Source organism: Mucilaginibacter frigoritolerans, assembly GCF_007830615.1.
Classification (GTDB): domain Bacteria; phylum Bacteroidota; class Bacteroidia; order Sphingobacteriales; family Sphingobacteriaceae; genus Mucilaginibacter; species Mucilaginibacter frigoritolerans.
In genome coordinates this window covers 163,308-181,070 of sequence record NZ_VLLI01000007.1, presented here as the reverse complement: position 1 = coordinate 181,070, position 17,763 = coordinate 163,308, and the positions used below count along the sequence as shown (strand labels likewise).

The following is a 17,763-nucleotide window of genomic DNA, read 5'->3' as shown; positions in this document are numbered from 1 at the left end:
TTATTTTTTAATCAGTTCGAATATAGTTACTTTTTTGGTGTTCTTACTTACTTTATACCGGTCATCGGGCCGGTAACCGCCAATCCAAATCAGCTCGTCATTTGCGTTAACTAATAACGGGATATTATTTTTTTCGTGCAAGGGAACTTTCTGATCTATAAAAAAATCACTTAACTTTTTTCTTGTCCGCATCCCAATAGGGTAAAAATAATCGCCTTGCTGCCAGGTGCGCAAAGTTAAGGGATATTGCAACAGGTCTGCATCCACAGAGGCAGCCATTGGGTTGTTTTTTACAATCAGCGGACTATCATCATGCAATAAAGTCAGTTTATAACTTCCAAAATCTACCTCATGCGTATTTTCAGTGAACTGTACAGGTTTTATTAGGGCTGTTTTATTAGGGCTGATGATCAGCCGTTCCCTATCCAGCAATAAGTTGAACCCAGCCGATTCAAATATTCTGCCTGAGTGTTTATCCAGCGAAGAAATCAGATCGTCAATACTAGTTTCGTTAAATCCGTATTCCTGTAGCAAGTTAAAAAGCAATAGTCTCTTTGGCTCCAACATTTTTATTTTTGCTAAAGGAATGTGAATCTCCTCGTCATGCTGTATAAAAAGTTCATGTTTTAGCTCAGCCACCTTTTGCTGCAGCAATAACTCCAAGCCACGAAAATGCTCCAGGTTATGGTTAAACGTACTTTCCAGGTTTGGGTTTAATTCTTTTAGTTTGGGAATTACTTCCAGCCTAATTTTATTACGTGCATACTTTGCGGAGGCGTTGGAGCTATCTTCTACAAATGCCAGGCGGTTATCGGTAATAATTTGTTGTATTTCCTCACGTGTTAAAAATAAAAGGGGGCGCACCAGCAATCCATTTTTTGGGAGTATGCCGTGCATGCCGGCAATCCCCGTGCCGCGGGTAAGGTTCAACAATATTGTTTCAATTGCATCGTTTTGATGATGAGCAAGTGCAATAACCGAATAATCGTGCTGTTGCCTTAACTGTTCAAACCATTGATAACGAAGTTCCCGGGCTGCCATTTGAGTTGAAACCTTATTATCTGAAACATATTTTACCGTATCAAAATTAATAGTGTGAAAAGGCACGCGCAGTTGCAGGGCCAGGTCATTACAAAAAGCCTGATCACCCACTGCTTCATCGCCGCGTAGCTGAAAATTACAATGTGCAATGCTAAAATTAAACCCGGCAACTTTTAATAAATGCGCCATAACAACCGAATCCATACCGCCGCTTACCGCTGCTAATATTTTATTATCAGCCGAAAACAGGTTATTTTGCGCTATAAATTGGGTGAAACGGTTAACAGGCAGCATCCTTCAAAATTATTAATTTAAAACCCCAACAAAAAACTAATTTTGCGCCCGTGAGGAAATATGTTCTAAGTATAGTTTTATTGCTGATAACGGCTGCGGCTTTGTGCCAAAAAAAATCGGTGGTAAACCTGGTGCATTCAACTAGCAGTACGGGCATAAAGCTTAACGGCAAGGATGTTATTAAAGTATACCAGGGTACCTTTAAGCAGGACTATTCTACCCTGACTTCTGATAGTGCTTACTTTTATCCGCAAGATAATGCCTTTGATGCCTTTGGCCACGTAATTATTAACCAGGGCGATACACTGAACATCTACTCAGATAAACTGAACTATAACGGCAATACCAAAACCGCCATATTAACTGATAATGTGCGCATGGTTGATAAAGATGCCACACTAACCACCAATCACCTTAATTATAATACAGCATCCCGTATAGGTACTTATACCGATGGGGGTAAGTTGGTAAACAAGGATAATACTTTATTGAGTAAAAATGGGTACTATTTTGCCTTCACACGCGATTCTTATTTTCGATACAATGTATCCCTCACCACGCCTGATGCATTGGTGATAACCGATACCATGCGTTATAATACAGGTAGCAAGATTTCCTATTTTTATGGACCTACACACATTTATAGTCTCCCTAAAAAAGGCGAAAAGAAAAAGGATCAGGATACGCTATACACCGAAAATGGTTATTACAATACGGTAATTGAGCAGGCCGCCTTCGGAAAAAATAATTTATATAAATCGGGTACCAAATCATTAAAAGGTGATAGTTTGTTTTATGATAAACTAAAGGGCTATGGCCGGGCGGTTATGCACGTCACTTTTAAGGATGAGGAGCAAAAAACAACCATAAAGGGCAACCTGGGAACTTATTTTAAAGAGAAGGAACTTACCGTAATGACGCAGGATCCTTACGTGATAATGGTTACCGAAAAGAAAGACAGCACCCAAACCGATTCAACTACTAAAGCTACAAAATCAGACTCTGTGGCCAAAGCGGATGCTGCTATCGTAAAGTCGCTCGATAAAACCAAGGGAATAGGCAACATGGATCAGTTGATTAAACAAACTATCCCTACGCATTCCATCCCGTTAAAAGACATCAACATGAAGCCGGACTCAGCCTTAAAAAAGTTGAACCTTCCCGCTAAAGACATTAATACGAAGGCTGATTCGGCCCTGAAAAAGCTGCATATGCCCGGTAAAGACACCCTGCAAAAAGCTGATTCCATTTTACGAAGGCAGGCTGCGGCTAATAAAGGCTTAGTTACACAGGCAGATTCTGCCCTTAAAAAGGCTTCAAAAAATAAAGAATTGCGCAACAAGGTTGATTCGGCCTTGAAAAATGTGCCAGGCTCCATAAAAACGGCTGCCACATCAAAACAAAACCAGCAAAAGTTAAAGGACCTGGTAAAAAGCAAAACGGGAAAAGATGTGCCCGATACAACGTTGCGTACCCGTAAGGATACCGGCAAAACTAAACTCGATTCTATTTTTATGTCTGCCGATACCATTGAAACGCAGATAATGACCTATAAGGATTTAAAGATATACCAGGAAAAACAGCGATTGGCCCACATACGCGATACTACCGGTAAATCAAAAAAACCAAAGGTGCAGGGAAAAGAATCCAAATATTTAACTGCCAGCTATGTTGGTTTATCACGCGATACCAGCTTTTTCCACAGCGAGTATTTTGGAAAGCCTAAGCCGAAAGTGGTTAAGAAAAAGCCGGTAAAGGCGCCAACTAAAAAGCAGCTGATGCTGGATAGCCTGCAGAAAAAGCAAATGGCCGATTCTATCGATATGGCTAAGAAACTGGAGCCGAGTGATACGGCGCGGATAAGGATAATTATTGGACACCATCATTTTAAAATGTTTAAGTCGGACTTGCAGGCCAAGTCAGATTCCATGTTCTACAGCGGAGCCGACTCTACTATGCGTTGTTATGTTAACCCAATGATGTGGACGGAGGGTTCGCAGTTATCAGGAGATACTATTCATTTGCAGATGAAGCATAAGAAGATGGATAATATGACGATGTGGCCCAACGCCTTTATTGTGAATACGGAAAAGAAGGATTCCGTCCACTTTAACCAGGTGGGTGGTAAGCGGATGCGTGGCTTTTTTAAGAATGATAAGTTATGGCGCATGTTTATTGAAGGCAATGCCGAAAGTATTTATTTTTCGAGGGATAGTGCCAAAAACACCATCAGCGGAATGCAGCGTTCGATCAGCAGCCGTATCCGGGTTGATTTTAAAGATAATAAAGTAACCACCCTTGTATTTTATACCAAGCCTGAAAACAAGTACGGGCCGCTGAATAAATTTAAGGAAGACGACCGCGTTTTAAAAGGTTTTATCTGGAAACCGAAGGACAGGCCGGTATCTAAAGAATCTATCATTCCATCCTATACTAAAAAAGCAACAGCTGCGGCAGCAAAAGCAGCAGGCAAAGATGCTAAGAACAAAGGAGGTAAAGGTGCTGGGAAAAAAGTGCCAGGTAGTAAAACTACAAGTAAAGATAGTATCCAAAACAAGCTGCCCGGTTTATTAAATGGTATAAAAGCCGGTAAGGATAGCACTGGTACTACTGCTCCAGCAAAGCCAACGTCATTGAAAACAGGCAAAGACAGTATTTTGAAAACGGATACTACAAAGAAACCTTCCATCAACATGAAGAAGGATACTGTGAAGAAAAACGCAGGGAATTAAGAGGAGACATTTTTTCTCTTTGCCATGCTTCTCCACCATTTGGCGGAGAAGCATGGCAAACTTTTTTATCTTTCAGGCCTTAAGGGCCCCTAAAAAAGCAACCAATTGCTCCACGGCCTTAGCTCTGTGACTGATGCCATTCTTTTCTTCCATAGTCATCTCGGCAAAGGTCACGTCATAGCCCTCGGGCTCAAAAATGGGATCGTAGCCAAATCCTTCACTGCCTGATTTTTCATGGCGGATAGTGCCTTCAACGGTTCCTTCAAAAAAATGTTCCTCACCCTCCCATATCAATGAGATAATGGTATGGAAACGGGCCTTACGGTTAGTTTCATTTTTCAGATTGATGAGCACCTTGTTAATGTTAGCCTCATGGTTACCATGTTCGCCGGCATATCGTGCCGAAAAAACGCCAGGTTCACCGTTCAGGGCATCAATCTCCAGTCCGCTGTCATCCCCAAAACAATTCAGCTTGTATTTATGGTAAATAAATTTACTCTTTATAGCAGCATTTTCTCTGAACGTTAAACCGGTTTCGGCAATGTCATCATTGCAGCCAATGTCACTAAGGGTGAGTAATTTGATCTGTCCTTTTATTTTATCGGCAACCTCATCCAGCTTATGGCGGTTGTTGGTAGCAAAAACTAATTGTTGCATAATATTACAATTGTTTCATTTGTTCCCAAAAAGCCTTTTTGTACTCATTATTATCCATCATTTCATCAAAGCTGAAAGTGAACAGCGTACGGCAGCTATTAAGCTGGTGTAATTTATTAATGGTAATACTTTTCAGTTCGACAGGTAATGCATATTGACCCAGTACCAGCAATTTTTGCGGCGAAAAGAAAGTGGTCAGTTGTTCCAATGTGGCTTCCGGATGTTTGGCGCAGTTTAAAATAGCTACATCATCTAAACTAAAATCAAGACGTTTAATCGTATTTTCCAACGCTGTTAAATGATTCGGAGCAATAAAATCAGTATTTTGATAATGGGTAATGATGAGGAAGTTTTTTTTATGCTTACCAAGGTAATTAAAGCTAAGCGGCGGCGTTTCTGTAACAGGCGGTTCAACCGTTTCCTCTTTAATAATTGGTGGATGATTGTAAACAGCCTTGTCATTATTGAGCAGGAAAATATCTTCCTGCATAATAAAACTGAAAGCAAGCGGGTTTTCTATATGCACTTTAACAAATTTTAACCAAAAGTAGTTAAACAGTTTGAAGCATTATCGGCATATTCGCACAAATTATTATGGGCGTATAGTAAATAGCAAATTTTGTACAGCCATAATTAATAAATTTTACCGAAATTCGGAGTTTTTAACGGACTAATGGTCTGTTGTTTAATTAGTATTAGATACATGAGAAAGTTTGGGTTAGCCATTTTAAGTTTTGTTACATTAATTTCAGTTGCCAGCGCGCAGCAAAAACGTACACTGGATAAAATTGCTGGTGTGGTGGGCAGTGGTATTATATTGGAATCGGATATTGAGTTAAAATATGCTTCCTACCTGGCTCAGGGTAACTCGCCTAATGCTGACATTAAATGCCAGATATTGCAGAGCTTGTTAACACAAAAGTTATTGGCCCAACAGGCAGTAATTGATAGTATCGACGTAAAGGACGATGAAGTAGATGCCGATGTTGACCGTCGTATGCGTGGTATGATCCAAAGGGCTGGTGGTCAGGACAGGCTGGAGCAGTTTTTGGGCCGCTCTGTAATTCAATACAAAGATGAAATCCGTCCGGATATAAGAGAAAGTTTGGTGGCACGCAAAATGCAGGAAAAAATCACCTCAAACGTAAACACAACTCCTTTAGACGTTCAGAATTTCTTTACTAAAATTCCCAAAGACAGTTTGCCAACCTTTAATAAAGAGGTTGAAGTTGGTGAAATACAATTTAACCCAAAATTGACTCCTGAAGAAAAAGAAGCCTATCGTCAAAAAGCTGAAGAATTACGCGCCAGAATTATAAAAGGCGAAGATTTTGGAGCTTTGGCGCGTTTATACTCACAAGATCCGGGTTCTGCACCAGAAGGTGGAGATTTGGGCTTTAATGACCGTACCGCTTTTGTGAAAGAGTTTACAGCAATGGCCTTTAAATTAAAAGCAGGCGAAATTTCGCCCGTATTTGAATCGGATTATGGTTTTCACTTTTTACAGGTAATTGAGCGCCGTGGCGAGCAGGTACACGTTAGGCACATATTAATTGTACCGGCAGTTACCCAGGCCAGTTTAGACAGAGCAAAGGCAAAAGCAGATAGTGTTTATGACCTGTTAGGGAAGAACAAAAAGATTGACTTTTCTTCGGCAGCAGCTTATTACTCTGATAATAAAGACACCAAATATAATGGCGGGATGCTTTTAAATGCTGATAATGTGGAAACACGTACCACTTATATCCCTACAGACAGGCTTGATCCGCAGGTAGCGCTAACTACTGATACCATGAAGGTTGGCAGCCTTTCTGTTCCGCAATTATTTACCGGTCAGGATGGTAAAAAAACCTACAAGATTTTATTCCTGAAATCGACCACGCCTGCGCATAAGGCTAACCTTACTCAGGATTATCCTAAAATAAAGGAATACGCTACCAATGATAAAATTAACCGTACTGTGAGTGAGTGGTTCCAGAAAAGAAGAAAAGAAACTTTTATAAAAATTGACCCTGAATATCAGCAATGTTCACAGTTGAAAGGATGGTCAACACCACAAACAACTGCCGAAGTTAAACCTTAAACAATATGACGCAACACCGCTCGGATGTGGAAGCTGCTGATGCTTTAAGGAAAACCTATGAGCAAGTAAGCGAAGAAATAGGTAAAGTTATTATTGGCCAGCAGGAAGTAATTAAATATGTGCTCATTTCTATTTTTAGTAATGGGCACTGTTTATTGGTAGGTGTTCCGGGCCTTGCAAAAACCTTGTTGGTTCAAACTGTTGCACAGGTGCTTGATCTGGATTTTAAACGGATACAGTTTACACCCGATCTGATGCCTTCTGATATTATTGGCTCTGAAATATTGGGTGAAGACCGGAATTTTAAATTTATACACGGGCCAGTTTTTTCAAATATCATCCTTGCTGATGAGATAAACCGTACACCGCCCAAAACGCAGGCTGCTTTACTGGAAGCCATGCAGGAAAAAGCGGTTACCGCAGCAGGTATAACACATAAATTAGCCAAGCCATTTTTTGTTTTGGCTACTCAAAATCCAATTGAGCAGGAGGGTACCTACCCATTACCGGAAGCGCAATTGGATCGTTTTATGTTTAACATCGCGTTGGATTATCCTACATTTAAGGAAGAACTGCAAGTAGTTAAAAATACTACCAGTACAGCCCAAACAGCGGTAAACAAGCTGTTAAATGCCGAGCAGATTATTTATTTTCAGCAATTGGTACGTAATATCCCGGTAACGGATAACGTGTTGGAATATGCTGTAAAACTGGTATCAAAAACCCGCCCTAACGGCGAGTTTGCCACGCCACAGGTTAAGCGCTTACTTAATTGGGGTGCAGGTCCGCGTGCATCACAGTTTTTAATACTGGGGGCCAAATGCCACGCAGTAATAAACGGGAAATATTCTCCTGATATTGAAGATGTAAAGGCCGTAGCAAAACCTATATTAAGGCACCGCATTGTGCGTAGCTACCATGCCGAAGCGGAAGGCTTATCAACGGATGACATCATTGAGCAACTTTTTTAAGAAAATTAAGCCCGGTGTTATAGTCCAATTTCATAATTGACTGATGACTGCCGGTTTTATACTCAAAATTTCTGTCCTTTAACCATTTCTTCCAAAGCATCGATCCACTTTGGCGAGTCGTTAAGGCTTTCTACCAGTTGAACATGTTCGCCGCCAAGGGCTTTAAATTCACCACCGTATTCTTCAGTAACCTCATAAACAGTTTCCAGGCAATCAGCAACAAAGGCGGGGCAAAATACCAGCAAGCGTTTTTTACCCTCTTTAGCCAATTTGGCTACAATCTCACTGGTATAGGGTTGTACCCATGGATCGCTTCCCAAGCGTGATTGAAAGCAGATGGTGTATTTCTCTTTAGGGATATTTAATTTCTCAGCTATCAGCTTAGCCGTATGATGTGATTGAGCCGAATAGCAAAACTTATTGGTATCGTTTAAAGTATTGCAGCAGCCATCAACTTTCAGGCAAAAATTATCTGTATGGTCGCATTTAATCAGTTGCCTTTGGGGTAAACCATGAAAACTGAATAAAATATGATCATAAGTTTCAGGCTGATATTGTCGGCCATTATCTGCAAAGGTTTCTATCATCAGCTCATTATCATGAAACGAATTGATGAAGGATATGGATGGAATAGTTTGCCATTTACCTACAATATTCATCACCTTTTCGTATACCGACCCGGTGCTTGCTGATGCGTATTGCGGAAACAAGGCAATTACTTGTATGCTTTCAACTAATGACGCCTTTAATTTATCTAAAGCCGATTCTATAGAAGGGCTTTGATAGCGCATGGCCAGTTCTACCTGATATTCATCGCCCAGTCTGTCGGCAAGCAGCTTGTGCTGCAATATGCTGTAATGGAGTAATGGCGATCCTGTTTTATCGTCCCAAATCTCTTTATAAAGTTTGGCCGATTTAGGGCTTCTGAAAGGAACTATAATGCCTTTTACTAAAAAGGTGCGTAATACGGGATTTACATCTATCACCCTCGGGTCCATTAAAAACTCAGCCAGGTATTTGCGAACATCTTTTGTTTCGGGACTGTCGGGTGTACCTAGGTTTACCAGTAAAATTCCTTTTTTTGCCATAATAGTTTGGCGAAATTAGCGATTAGCAATTATAGATTGGAGATTAGTTGAAAATAGGAATTGTTGATCTTCCATTATTGACAATTATATGATAAGAAACTACTGGTCAGGACCCTGGCCGTGTAGCTAATCCCACAACTCAATAACTTTCCAGTTCGGACTTTACCTGCTGCATTAACCACATAGGTGTTGATGTTGCTCCGGCTATGCCTACTTTATCGCCCTGGGCAAACATGCTTTTTTCCAGTTCGCTGGTGGCTGATATGAAATAGGTATTGGGATTGTGTTTGCGGCAAACTTCAAATAAAACCTTTCCGTTTGATGATTTACGACCAGAAACAAACACTATTTTATCAAACTTACTTACAAATTTAGGAAGGTCCATATCACGGTTAGAAACCTGGCGACAGATGGTGTCATTAGCCTTTAAGTCGTACCCGCGTTCCAACAACTGGTCTTTTACGTTGTAAAACTTCTCCATGCTTTTGGTGGTCTGGCTGTAGAGGGTAATATTATGAGGAAGTTCAACGCCGTCCAGCTCCGCAATATCCTGAAAAACCAAAGCTTCATTATTGGTTTGACCCTGTAATCCCACCACCTCTGCATGGCCATGCTTACCAAATATTAATATCTTTTCATTGGCATCATAAGATGTTTTGATCCTATTTTGTAGTTTTAAAACTACCGGGCACGATGCATCAATAAGTGTAATATTATTTTCAAGCGCGGTACGGTAGGTTTCAGGAGCTTCTCCATGGGCACGGATCAATACCTTTTCGTTCTTTAGCGTTTTAAGGTCTTCGTGGTCAATTATTTTTAAACCTTTGGCCTTCAATCGCTCCACTTCTTCATCATTATGCACGATATCGCCGAGGCAATAAAGATAGCCGTCTTCAGCTAATATTTCTTCAGCCATATCGATAGCATAAACCACCCCGAAACAAAAGCCCGAATCCTGGTCAATGGTAACGTTTAATTGATACTCTCCCATGATGGTGCAAAATTACATCAAAAAGATTGAATTAATATGAGGTGGTATTTAGATTTTAACATCCCTACAGATATTAAATCCTACGGCCTTTCCAGGTATTGGTTTGAGTTAAATTTTTTTGAACCGATAGAAACGCAATGATAACCATGTTTACCATCTGAACCGGATGAAATATGATATTGATCCACGCATTTTGCCCGGCAGACAAAGAGATCATTATACGGGTTAATAAAATTAAACCTACCATGAAAAATATGAGGTTAAAGTTTAAAGTCATAAAAACAATCATTGGTCCGCCTATAAGTAATAAAATATATGCCAGTAATGCTGCGATGCTATTATTAAATACAGCCAGCGCATTCTTACTAAATCCGTTTATTGCATCAGGATAGTTCTTATACATGCGGCAGCTTATCATGCCGTTAGCCAGTAGCAGTTCACTTTTGAGGTTTGCCTGCTTTACTTTTTTCATGATCTGGTCATCCTCCACAATTTCGTCCTTAACCATTTCGTGCCATTGTTTTTGCCTGTAAACGGCAGCATCAAAAAACATAAATTGTCCATTGGCCGTTGCCAGGGCGGGGTTTCGGGTCAAATAAACCAGGCGTAAGGGTATCAGGTTAAGCAGCATGTAATGTAAAAGTGGCACAGTTGTTTTTTCGCCAATGGTTTTCATTACCTGGTTGGGGAAAAGACTTAACAATGCCAGTTTATAAACTTGTAATCTATGTACACCACTATTGATCAATCCTTTGTTAATTACTTCGTCAGCATCCAAAAACAACAAATATTTACCCCTTGCATAGTTGGCTAATTGATGGCAGGCGTGATTTTTTCCTATCCAGCCGGTAGGTAGGCTTGTGCCTTTTATAACACTGAATTGTGGATAACGGGATGCAAATTCTGTGCATATGGTATATGTTTTGTCAGATGATTCATCATCATAAACAATTACCTCATAGTTTGGATAGTCCTGCTGAAGGATAGATTTTAAGAGGAGCAGTATATTCTCTTCCTCATTTCGCGCAGGAATTAAAATGGATACAAGGTCAGTATATTGCCTGTTTACCTTGGTGAGTTTAGGATTAGAAATGAAATTGAAAAGCGTTACCGTAAAGCGGATGATGATAAAAAATAAGGTTACGGTTATGGCTATGATCACTTGAGTTCGGTTTCTATATCAAAAAATTAAATGTATAATAATTAACGCTATTTGATTAGGCAAAAGTCTAACTATGTTAAAATAATGGAATTATTTAACCACCTGGACGTGGTTTATATAATCAATAATAGTTTTAGTTGCCCCCGTATGTTCCTTTACATAATTCTGTATTTCTTTGCTCGCTTCATTATAAAACTGCTGATCATTAATGAGTTTATTGGTTATAACTTTTAATGAAGCCTCATCAGTTATACTAAAGCCTGCTTTTAGCTCAACTAAATCATGTGCCTCCTTAAATTTTGAATAATTAGGGCCGAAAATTACCGGCAATCCAAATGCTGCCGCTTCTAAGGTATTATGTATACCGGCGCCAAATCCTCCGCCAATAAAAGCAATTTTACCATATTGATATAAGGCAGATAGCATGCCTACATTATCAATAATCATTACCCGGTAAGTACTGAGGTGCGGAGCGCTCGAAGCTATTTGCGAATGCCTTATAGCTGATTTGGGAGGCAATAGGCTAATTAATGACTTAATTTTTTCTTCACTTATTTCGTGTGATGCAAAAATAAATTTCCAATCGCGGTTTTCCTTAACCAGGCTACTTATCAGCTTTTCATCAGCGGGCCAGGTGCTGCCTGCAATAAATATGTTTTTCCCATTTTTAAATTCTTCAATGGCTGCAATAGTCTTTGGTTGTTGTGCATTGGTCCAAACCCGGTCAAAACGGGTATCGCCGCTTACTATTACGTTATTAATGCCGATTGCCGAAAGCAACTGTATTGACTGTTCATCCTGAACAAAAAATCTGGCAACGCAGCCAAGCATTTCACGATGTAGCTTACCATACCATTTAAAAAATACCTGATTGGGCCTAAAAATACCTGAAATAACATATAGCGGAATATTACGCTTATACAGCTCATTAAAAAAATGGTACCAGTATTCGTATTTGGTAAATATTGCCAGTTTAGGGTTTATTGTTTCAATAAACCGGCGGGCATTTTGGGGGGTATCCAAAGGCAGGTAATAAACGGCATCTGCCAGTGATGTATTCTTTCTTACCTGGTATCCGGATGGCGAAAAAAAGGTTATTACTATTTTAATATCCGGGTTTGAACTGCGCATCTGCTCCAAAACAGGGCGGCCTTGTTCAAACTCTCCAAGTGATGCAAAATGAAACCAAATACTCTCCGGATAACGTATAAGGGCACTGTTTTTACGCCCTTTTATCCAAAGTTTTGCTTTTTTATTAAAAAATGAGGTTAGCCGGATTAGTAAAAAATATAGTTGTATACCGACGTTATATAATAAGAGCATTTTAATAATGAATTGTTAACTTCGCAGGGCATAAATGTAATCACAATAATATAAACTGAGCAGTTTTTGCGTTAAGGTGTTCATTGAAAAAATAAAAAAACAACCGGTACTTATCGGGTTTATAAAAAACATATAAAAAAACGAACAAATATTTATGAAAATTGCTGTTGTAGGAACTGGGTATGTGGGTCTTGTAACCGGAACTTGTTTGGCAGAAACCGGCAACCAGGTTATCTGCGTTGACATCAACGAGAAAAAGGTAAAAATGATGCAGGATGGTAAATTACCTATTTATGAACCTGGATTAGAACTACTTTTTGAAAGAAATATTCAACAAAAACGCTTGCATTTTACTTCAAATCTTGCTGAAGCAATTGCCGAAGCAAAAATAATATTTATGGCACTGCCAACCCCTCCGGGTGGCGACGGCTCTGCCGACTTAAGTTATGTGTTGGGTGCAGCAAAAGATATTGCCAAATTAATTACCGAATACAAAGTTGTAGTAACCAAATCAACGGTTCCTGTTGGCACTGCTGATAAAGTTACAGCGGTAATGAAAGCTCATACCAATATAGATTTTGCAGTGGTATCTAACCCTGAGTTTTTGCGGGAAGGTGTGGCGGTTGAAGATTTTATGAAACCGGATCGGGTAGTTGTAGGTACTTTGGACGAAAGGGCCCGCAAACTAATGGCCGAATTGTACTCACCTTACGTTCGCCAGGGTAACCCGGTTATCTTTATGGATGAGCGCTCGTCTGAGCTTACCAAATATGCTGCAAACTCATTCCTTGCTACAAAAATTTCATTTATGAATGAAATTGCCAACCTATGCGAATTAGTAGGTGCCGATGTTGACATGGTTCGCCGTGGAATTGGCTCTGATGAACGTATTGGTAAACGCTTTTTGTTTTCAGGAATTGGCTATGGTGGCAGCTGCTTTCCAAAGGATGTGCAGGCATTAGCAAAATCAGCAGAAGAAAATAAATACGATTTCAGGATACTTAACTCTGTAATGGAAGTTAATGAAGTTCAAAAACGTGTACTGGTTGAAAAAGTAAAAAAGTACTTTAAAGGCGATTTAAAGGGCAAGAAATTTGCTATTTGGGGTTTGGCATTTAAACCGGAAACTGATGATATCCGCGAAGCACCGGCATTATATATTATTGACGACCTGGTTGCTGCAGGTGCTATTGTAACTGCATTTGACCCTGAGGCAATGAACAATGTAAAAGGTGTGGTTGGCGATAAGATCAGCTTTGCCGAAAATCAGTATGACGCACTTAAAGATGCTGATGCTTTATTAATTGTTACAGAATGGTCGGTTTTCAGAACACCGGATTTTGAGCAGATGGAAGAAAATTTAAAAAGTAAAGTTATTTTTGACGGTCGTAACTTATACGATTTGGAGAAGATGATTGATCTTGGTTATTATTACAACAGTATAGGAAGGAAACTTATAAGCTAATGGGAAACCGCAAAAGAATATTGATAACCGGTGCCGCTGGCTTTTTAGGCTCACACTTATGCGACAGGTTTATTGCAGAAGATTTCCATGTAATAGGAATGGATAACCTGATAACCGGTGATCTGCGTAATATTGAACATTTGTTTAAACTGGAAAATTTTGAGTTTTACAATCACGATGTTTCCAAGTTTGTATATGTGCCTGGTGATTTGCATTATATATTGCACTTTGCTTCGCCCGCAAGTCCGATTGACTATTTAAAAATACCAATCCAAACATTAAAGGTAGGTTCTTTAGGTACCCATAACCTGTTAGGGCTAGCCCGCAATAAAAAAGCACGGATGCTGATTGCTTCTACATCCGAAGTTTATGGCGACCCAAGTGTTAACCCTCAACCCGAAGAATACTGGGGTAATGTTAACCCGGTTGGTCCACGTGGTGTTTATGACGAAGCAAAACGTTTTCAGGAAGCCATTACTATGGCCTACCATACTTTCCATGGATTGGAAACACGTATTGTGCGGATATTCAACACTTATGGCCCACGTATGCGGCTAAATGACGGGCGTGTATTACCTGCCTTTATTGGTCAGGCTTTACGTGGCGAGGCCTTAACCATGTTTGGTGATGGCTCACAAACCCGCTCATTTTGTTATGTTGATGACCTGGTTGAAGGTATTTACCGTTTATTATTTAGTGATTATGCCCAGCCAATGAATATTGGCAACCCTGATGAAATAACGATAAAGGAATTTGGTGAGGAAATCATCAAACTTACCGGAACGGATCAAAAATTAATCAGTTTGCCTTTGCCAACAGATGACCCTAAGCAACGCAGGCCTGATATTACTAAAGCAAAAAGTATTTTAAAGTGGGAACCAAAGGTTTCAAGAAGTGAAGGTTTAAAAATTACTTATAATTATTTTAAGTCGCTTCCTGAACACGAAATACTGCATAAGGATTTTACCTACTACAATAAACATTAATGGCTAAAATAGTAGTTACAGGTGGTTTAGGCTACATAGGCTCACACACCGTAGTTGAGTTGATAAATGCTGGTTATGAACCTGTTATTGTTGATGATTTATCAAATTCCAAGGCTCAGATACTGGATCAGTTGAGTAAAATTATCGGGTTTAAACCTGCTTTTTACCAGTTTGATTTGTGTGATGAACAGAAGTTAAAGGAATTTACTGAAAAAGAACCTGATATTGATGGTATTATCCATTTTGCAGCTTTTAAAGCCGTTGGCGAATCGGTCCAAAAACCTTTAAAATATTACCGTAATAACTTACAGTCTTTGGTTAATTTACTAAGTGTTTACAGCGGTAAGGCAATAAATTTTGTTTTTTCATCAAGCTGTACCGTTTATGGGCAGCCCGATGTATTACCGGTTACTGAAAATGCCCCTGTTAAGCCGGCACAATCACCCTATGGTAATACCAAACAGATTGCTGAAGAGATTTTAAAAGATGCAATAGTTTCAGGCGATGCTAAAAAAGTAATCGCATTACGCTACTTTAATCCTGTCGGTGCACATGAAACTGCCTTAATTGGCGAATTGCCTATTGGTGTACCACAAAACCTTGTGCCGTTTATAACACAAACAGCTATCGGCAAAAGAAATAAAATAACCGTTTTTGGCGATGATTACAACACCAGGGATGGTAGTTGCGTTCGTGATTATATACACGTGGTTGATTTGGCTAAAGCGCACGTTGCAGCTTTAAAGCTGATGGAAGGGCCTGGTTTTACGGGTTATGATGTGTTTAATTTAGGCACAGGTAATGGTAATACAGTGCTTGAAATAATAACAGCTTTTGAAAACACTACAGGAGTAAAATTAAATTACGAAATTGGCCCCCGCCGTAATGGTGATGTGGAACAGGTTTGGGGTGACGTAACGAAATCTTCCAAAGAATTAAACTGGAAAGCAGGGCTAGGAATTGATATCATGATGGCATCTGCGTGGGCTTGGGAACAATATTTATCTCAAAACCCGTTATAAATACATTTTGAGCCATAAACCCCAATGGTTTAATATAATAATAAAGAATTTCTACTGATAATGAAAAAGATAATAATAACCGGAGGCGCCGGTTTTATAGGCTCACATGTTGTACGCCGGTTTGTAAAAAGCTACCCTGAATATAATATCATCAATCTTGATAAGTTAACTTATGCAGGTAATCTTGCTAATTTAAGGGATATTGAGAATGAACCCAATTATAAATTTGTAAAAGGAGATATTGTTGATATTGAATTTATAAACAAGCTTTTTGCTGATGAGCAGCCGGATGCAGTTATCCACCTGGCGGCAGAATCACATGTAGACAGGTCAATTACCAATCCGCTTGATTTTGTGATGACCAATGTTGTAGGCACTGTGAATTTGCTAAATGCGGCACGCCACATATGGAAAGGCAATTATGATAAAAACCGGTTCTATCACGTATCAACAGATGAGGTTTATGGAACACTAGGTGAAGAAGGCATGTTTACCGAGCAAACAGGTTATGACCCACATTCGCCATACTCTGCTTCAAAAGCAGGATCTGATCATTTTGTGAGGGCCTACCATGATACTTACGGTATTGATACCGTAATATCTAACTGCTCCAATAACTATGGATCATTCCATTTTCCCGAAAAATTGATCCCATTGGCCATAAATAACATCAAACAAAATAAACCCGTACCAGTGTATGGTAAAGGTGAAAATATAAGGGACTGGCTTTGGGTTGAAGATCATGCCCGGGCAATTGATGTAATTTTCCATAAGGCAAAAGCCGGATCAACCTATAACATAGGTGGACATAATGAATGGAAAAACATTGACCTGATCAGGTTGTTATGTTCTATACTGGATAAAAAGTTACAACGGGCCGAGGGAACATCGGCTAAACTGATCACTTTTGTTACCGACAGGGCTGGTCATGATCTGCGTTATGCCATTGATGCCACCAAATTGAAGAATGAATTGGGATGGGTACCTTCCATAACTTTTGAAGAAGGACTTGAAAAAACAGTTGAATGGTACCTTGAAAATGAAGAGTGGCTTGATAATGTTACCTCGGGACATTATAAGCAATATTATGATGAGCAATATAATCAGCGTTAAGAATGTTTGGGATTTTTAAGAAAAAAGAATATAAAAAGGAAATTACTTTTGATTATAGTTCAATAGCGGTCGATATGCACTCACACATACTTCCAGGTATTGATGATGGTGCAAAAAATCCTGAAGAATCCATTATTCTTATAAAGAAAATGATGGATTTAGGTATTAAAAAAATAATTGCCACACCTCATATTATGGCTGATTATTACCGTAATACGCCCGAAACAATAAACGATGCCCTTGCTATACTTAAAGCGGAGCTGCAAAAACAAAAAATTGATATAGTAGTTGAAGCTGCTGCCGAACATTACTTTGATGAATCATTTGAAGGCAGGATTGACCGGAAGGAGTTAATGATAATTGGAGATAACTATGTTTTGTTTGAGTTTTCATTTATCAATCAGCCCCCGAATACCATTCCAATAGTTCAAAAACTTAAGGACTTGGGTTACAAACCCATCCTTGCTCATCCGGAAAGATACCCTTACATGGAATTTGACCAGTTTAAATCATTGCACGACTGGGGAGTATCATTACAATTGAATACCATTTCATTAACAGGCTATTATGGTAAAGAAGCTAAAAAGCTTGCTGAAAGCTTAATTGATGCCCAGCTTGTAGATTTTATATCAAGTGATATGCACCATTTAAGGCATGCAGAAGCACTTAAAAATGCATTGCGAATGCCATATGTGGAGAAGCTTTTGTTTGATTATCCGCTGAAGAATATAATGCTGAAGTAGGGTGATATGCAAATGTGCTGATTTCAGATGTGAAATGAAAAATGCATTCCTGAAATATAGTTTGCAAACCATTCAGTCATCTTTGATGTTCC

Annotated in this window: 15 protein-coding genes; 8 read left to right on the top strand and 7 right to left on the bottom strand. The window is 39.4% G+C overall.

Translation table 11 applies throughout. The features are described from left to right. Window positions 1-1,335, bottom strand: a complete 1,335-nt coding sequence (gene tilS / locus JN11_RS13185; RefSeq protein WP_144913239.1) for a tRNA lysidine(34) synthetase TilS — start codon at window positions 1,333-1,335, stop codon at window positions 1-3. Window positions 1,336-1,385: 50 nt separating this feature from the next. Here tilS and JN11_RS13180 point away from each other — a divergent pair, with 50 nt between their 5' ends. Next, window positions 1,386-4,067 (top strand): OstA-like protein, encoded by a 2,682-nt coding sequence (locus JN11_RS13180; RefSeq protein WP_170227752.1) that lies wholly within the window; start codon window positions 1,386-1,388, stop codon window positions 4,065-4,067. A gap of 72 nt (window positions 4,068-4,139) precedes the next feature. Here JN11_RS13180 and JN11_RS13175 read toward each other — a convergent pair whose 3' ends face one another. Together JN11_RS13175 and JN11_RS13170 are read right to left on the bottom strand one after the other, a co-directional pair. After that, the gene (locus tag JN11_RS13175; RefSeq protein ID WP_144913236.1) at window positions 4,140-4,724 is read right to left on the bottom strand and encodes a non-canonical purine NTP diphosphatase; all 585 of its coding nucleotides are present in this window, start codon (window positions 4,722-4,724) and stop codon (window positions 4,140-4,142) included. Between the two features lie 4 nt (window positions 4,725-4,728). After that, complete coding sequence (locus JN11_RS13170) at window positions 4,729-5,250, bottom strand: hypothetical protein (protein WP_144913234.1); 522 nt, start codon at window positions 5,248-5,250, stop codon at window positions 4,729-4,731. A 177-nt stretch (window positions 5,251-5,427) separates the two neighbouring features. Here JN11_RS13170 and JN11_RS13165 point away from each other — a divergent pair, with 177 nt between their 5' ends. Next, window positions 5,428-6,807 carry a peptidylprolyl isomerase gene (locus JN11_RS13165; RefSeq protein WP_144913233.1) on the top strand — a complete coding sequence of 460 codons (1,380 nt, stop codon included), beginning with the start codon at window positions 5,428-5,430 and terminating at the stop codon, window positions 6,805-6,807. A gap of 5 nt (window positions 6,808-6,812) precedes the next feature. Beyond that, window positions 6,813-7,778, top strand: a complete 966-nt coding sequence (locus JN11_RS13160) for an AAA family ATPase (protein WP_144913232.1) — start codon at window positions 6,813-6,815, stop codon at window positions 7,776-7,778. A gap of 62 nt (window positions 7,779-7,840) precedes the next feature. Here the strand turns inward: JN11_RS13160 and hemH are convergent, their stop codons facing one another. The 4 genes from hemH to JN11_RS13140 all read right to left on the bottom strand — a co-directional run bounded on the left by hemH (window position 7,841) and on the right by JN11_RS13140 (window position 12,342). After that, the gene (hemH, locus tag JN11_RS13155; protein ID WP_144913230.1) at window positions 7,841-8,866 is read right to left on the bottom strand and encodes a ferrochelatase; all 1,026 of its coding nucleotides are present in this window, start codon (window positions 8,864-8,866) and stop codon (window positions 7,841-7,843) included. Window positions 8,867-9,005: 139 nt separating this feature from the next. Next, window positions 9,006-9,857 carry a 4-hydroxy-3-methylbut-2-enyl diphosphate reductase gene (locus JN11_RS13150; RefSeq protein ID WP_144913228.1) on the bottom strand — a complete coding sequence of 284 codons (852 nt, stop codon included), beginning with the start codon at window positions 9,855-9,857 and terminating at the stop codon, window positions 9,006-9,008. A gap of 73 nt (window positions 9,858-9,930) precedes the next feature. Further along, window positions 9,931-11,019, bottom strand: a complete 1,089-nt coding sequence (locus JN11_RS13145; RefSeq protein ID WP_144913226.1) for a glycosyltransferase — start codon at window positions 11,017-11,019, stop codon at window positions 9,931-9,933. Window positions 11,020-11,109: 90 nt separating this feature from the next. After that, a complete protein-coding gene (locus JN11_RS13140) occupies window positions 11,110-12,342 on the bottom strand; it encodes a 3-deoxy-D-manno-octulosonic acid transferase (protein ID WP_144913225.1) in 1,233 nt (410 codons plus the stop codon). A gap of 154 nt (window positions 12,343-12,496) precedes the next feature. On the opposite strand from JN11_RS13140, the gene JN11_RS13135 reads away from it, so the two are divergent. The 5 genes from JN11_RS13135 to JN11_RS13115 are packed head-to-tail and all read left to right on the top strand — an operon-like array spanning window position 12,497 to window position 17,671. Beyond that, entirely contained in the window at window positions 12,497-13,807 is a 1,311-nt protein-coding gene (locus JN11_RS13135) for a UDP-glucose dehydrogenase family protein (protein WP_144913223.1), read from the top strand. Continuing rightward, the gene (locus JN11_RS13130; protein WP_144913221.1) at window positions 13,807-14,793 is read left to right on the top strand and encodes a UDP-glucuronic acid decarboxylase family protein; all 987 of its coding nucleotides are present in this window, start codon (window positions 13,807-13,809) and stop codon (window positions 14,791-14,793) included. Before JN11_RS13135 ends, JN11_RS13130 begins: the two co-directional genes overlap by 1 nt. Beyond that, window positions 14,793-15,815, top strand: a complete 1,023-nt coding sequence (gene galE / locus JN11_RS13125; protein WP_144913220.1) for a UDP-glucose 4-epimerase GalE — start codon at window positions 14,793-14,795, stop codon at window positions 15,813-15,815. Before JN11_RS13130 ends, galE begins: the two co-directional genes overlap by 1 nt. A gap of 60 nt (window positions 15,816-15,875) precedes the next feature. Continuing rightward, entirely contained in the window at window positions 15,876-16,928 is a 1,053-nt protein-coding gene (gene rfbB / locus JN11_RS13120) for a dTDP-glucose 4,6-dehydratase (RefSeq protein ID WP_144913218.1), read from the top strand. A gap of 2 nt (window positions 16,929-16,930) precedes the next feature. Then, a complete protein-coding gene (locus tag JN11_RS13115; protein ID WP_144913216.1) occupies window positions 16,931-17,671 on the top strand; it encodes a tyrosine-protein phosphatase in 741 nt (246 codons plus the stop codon). Window positions 17,672-17,763: the final 92 nt, after the last annotated feature.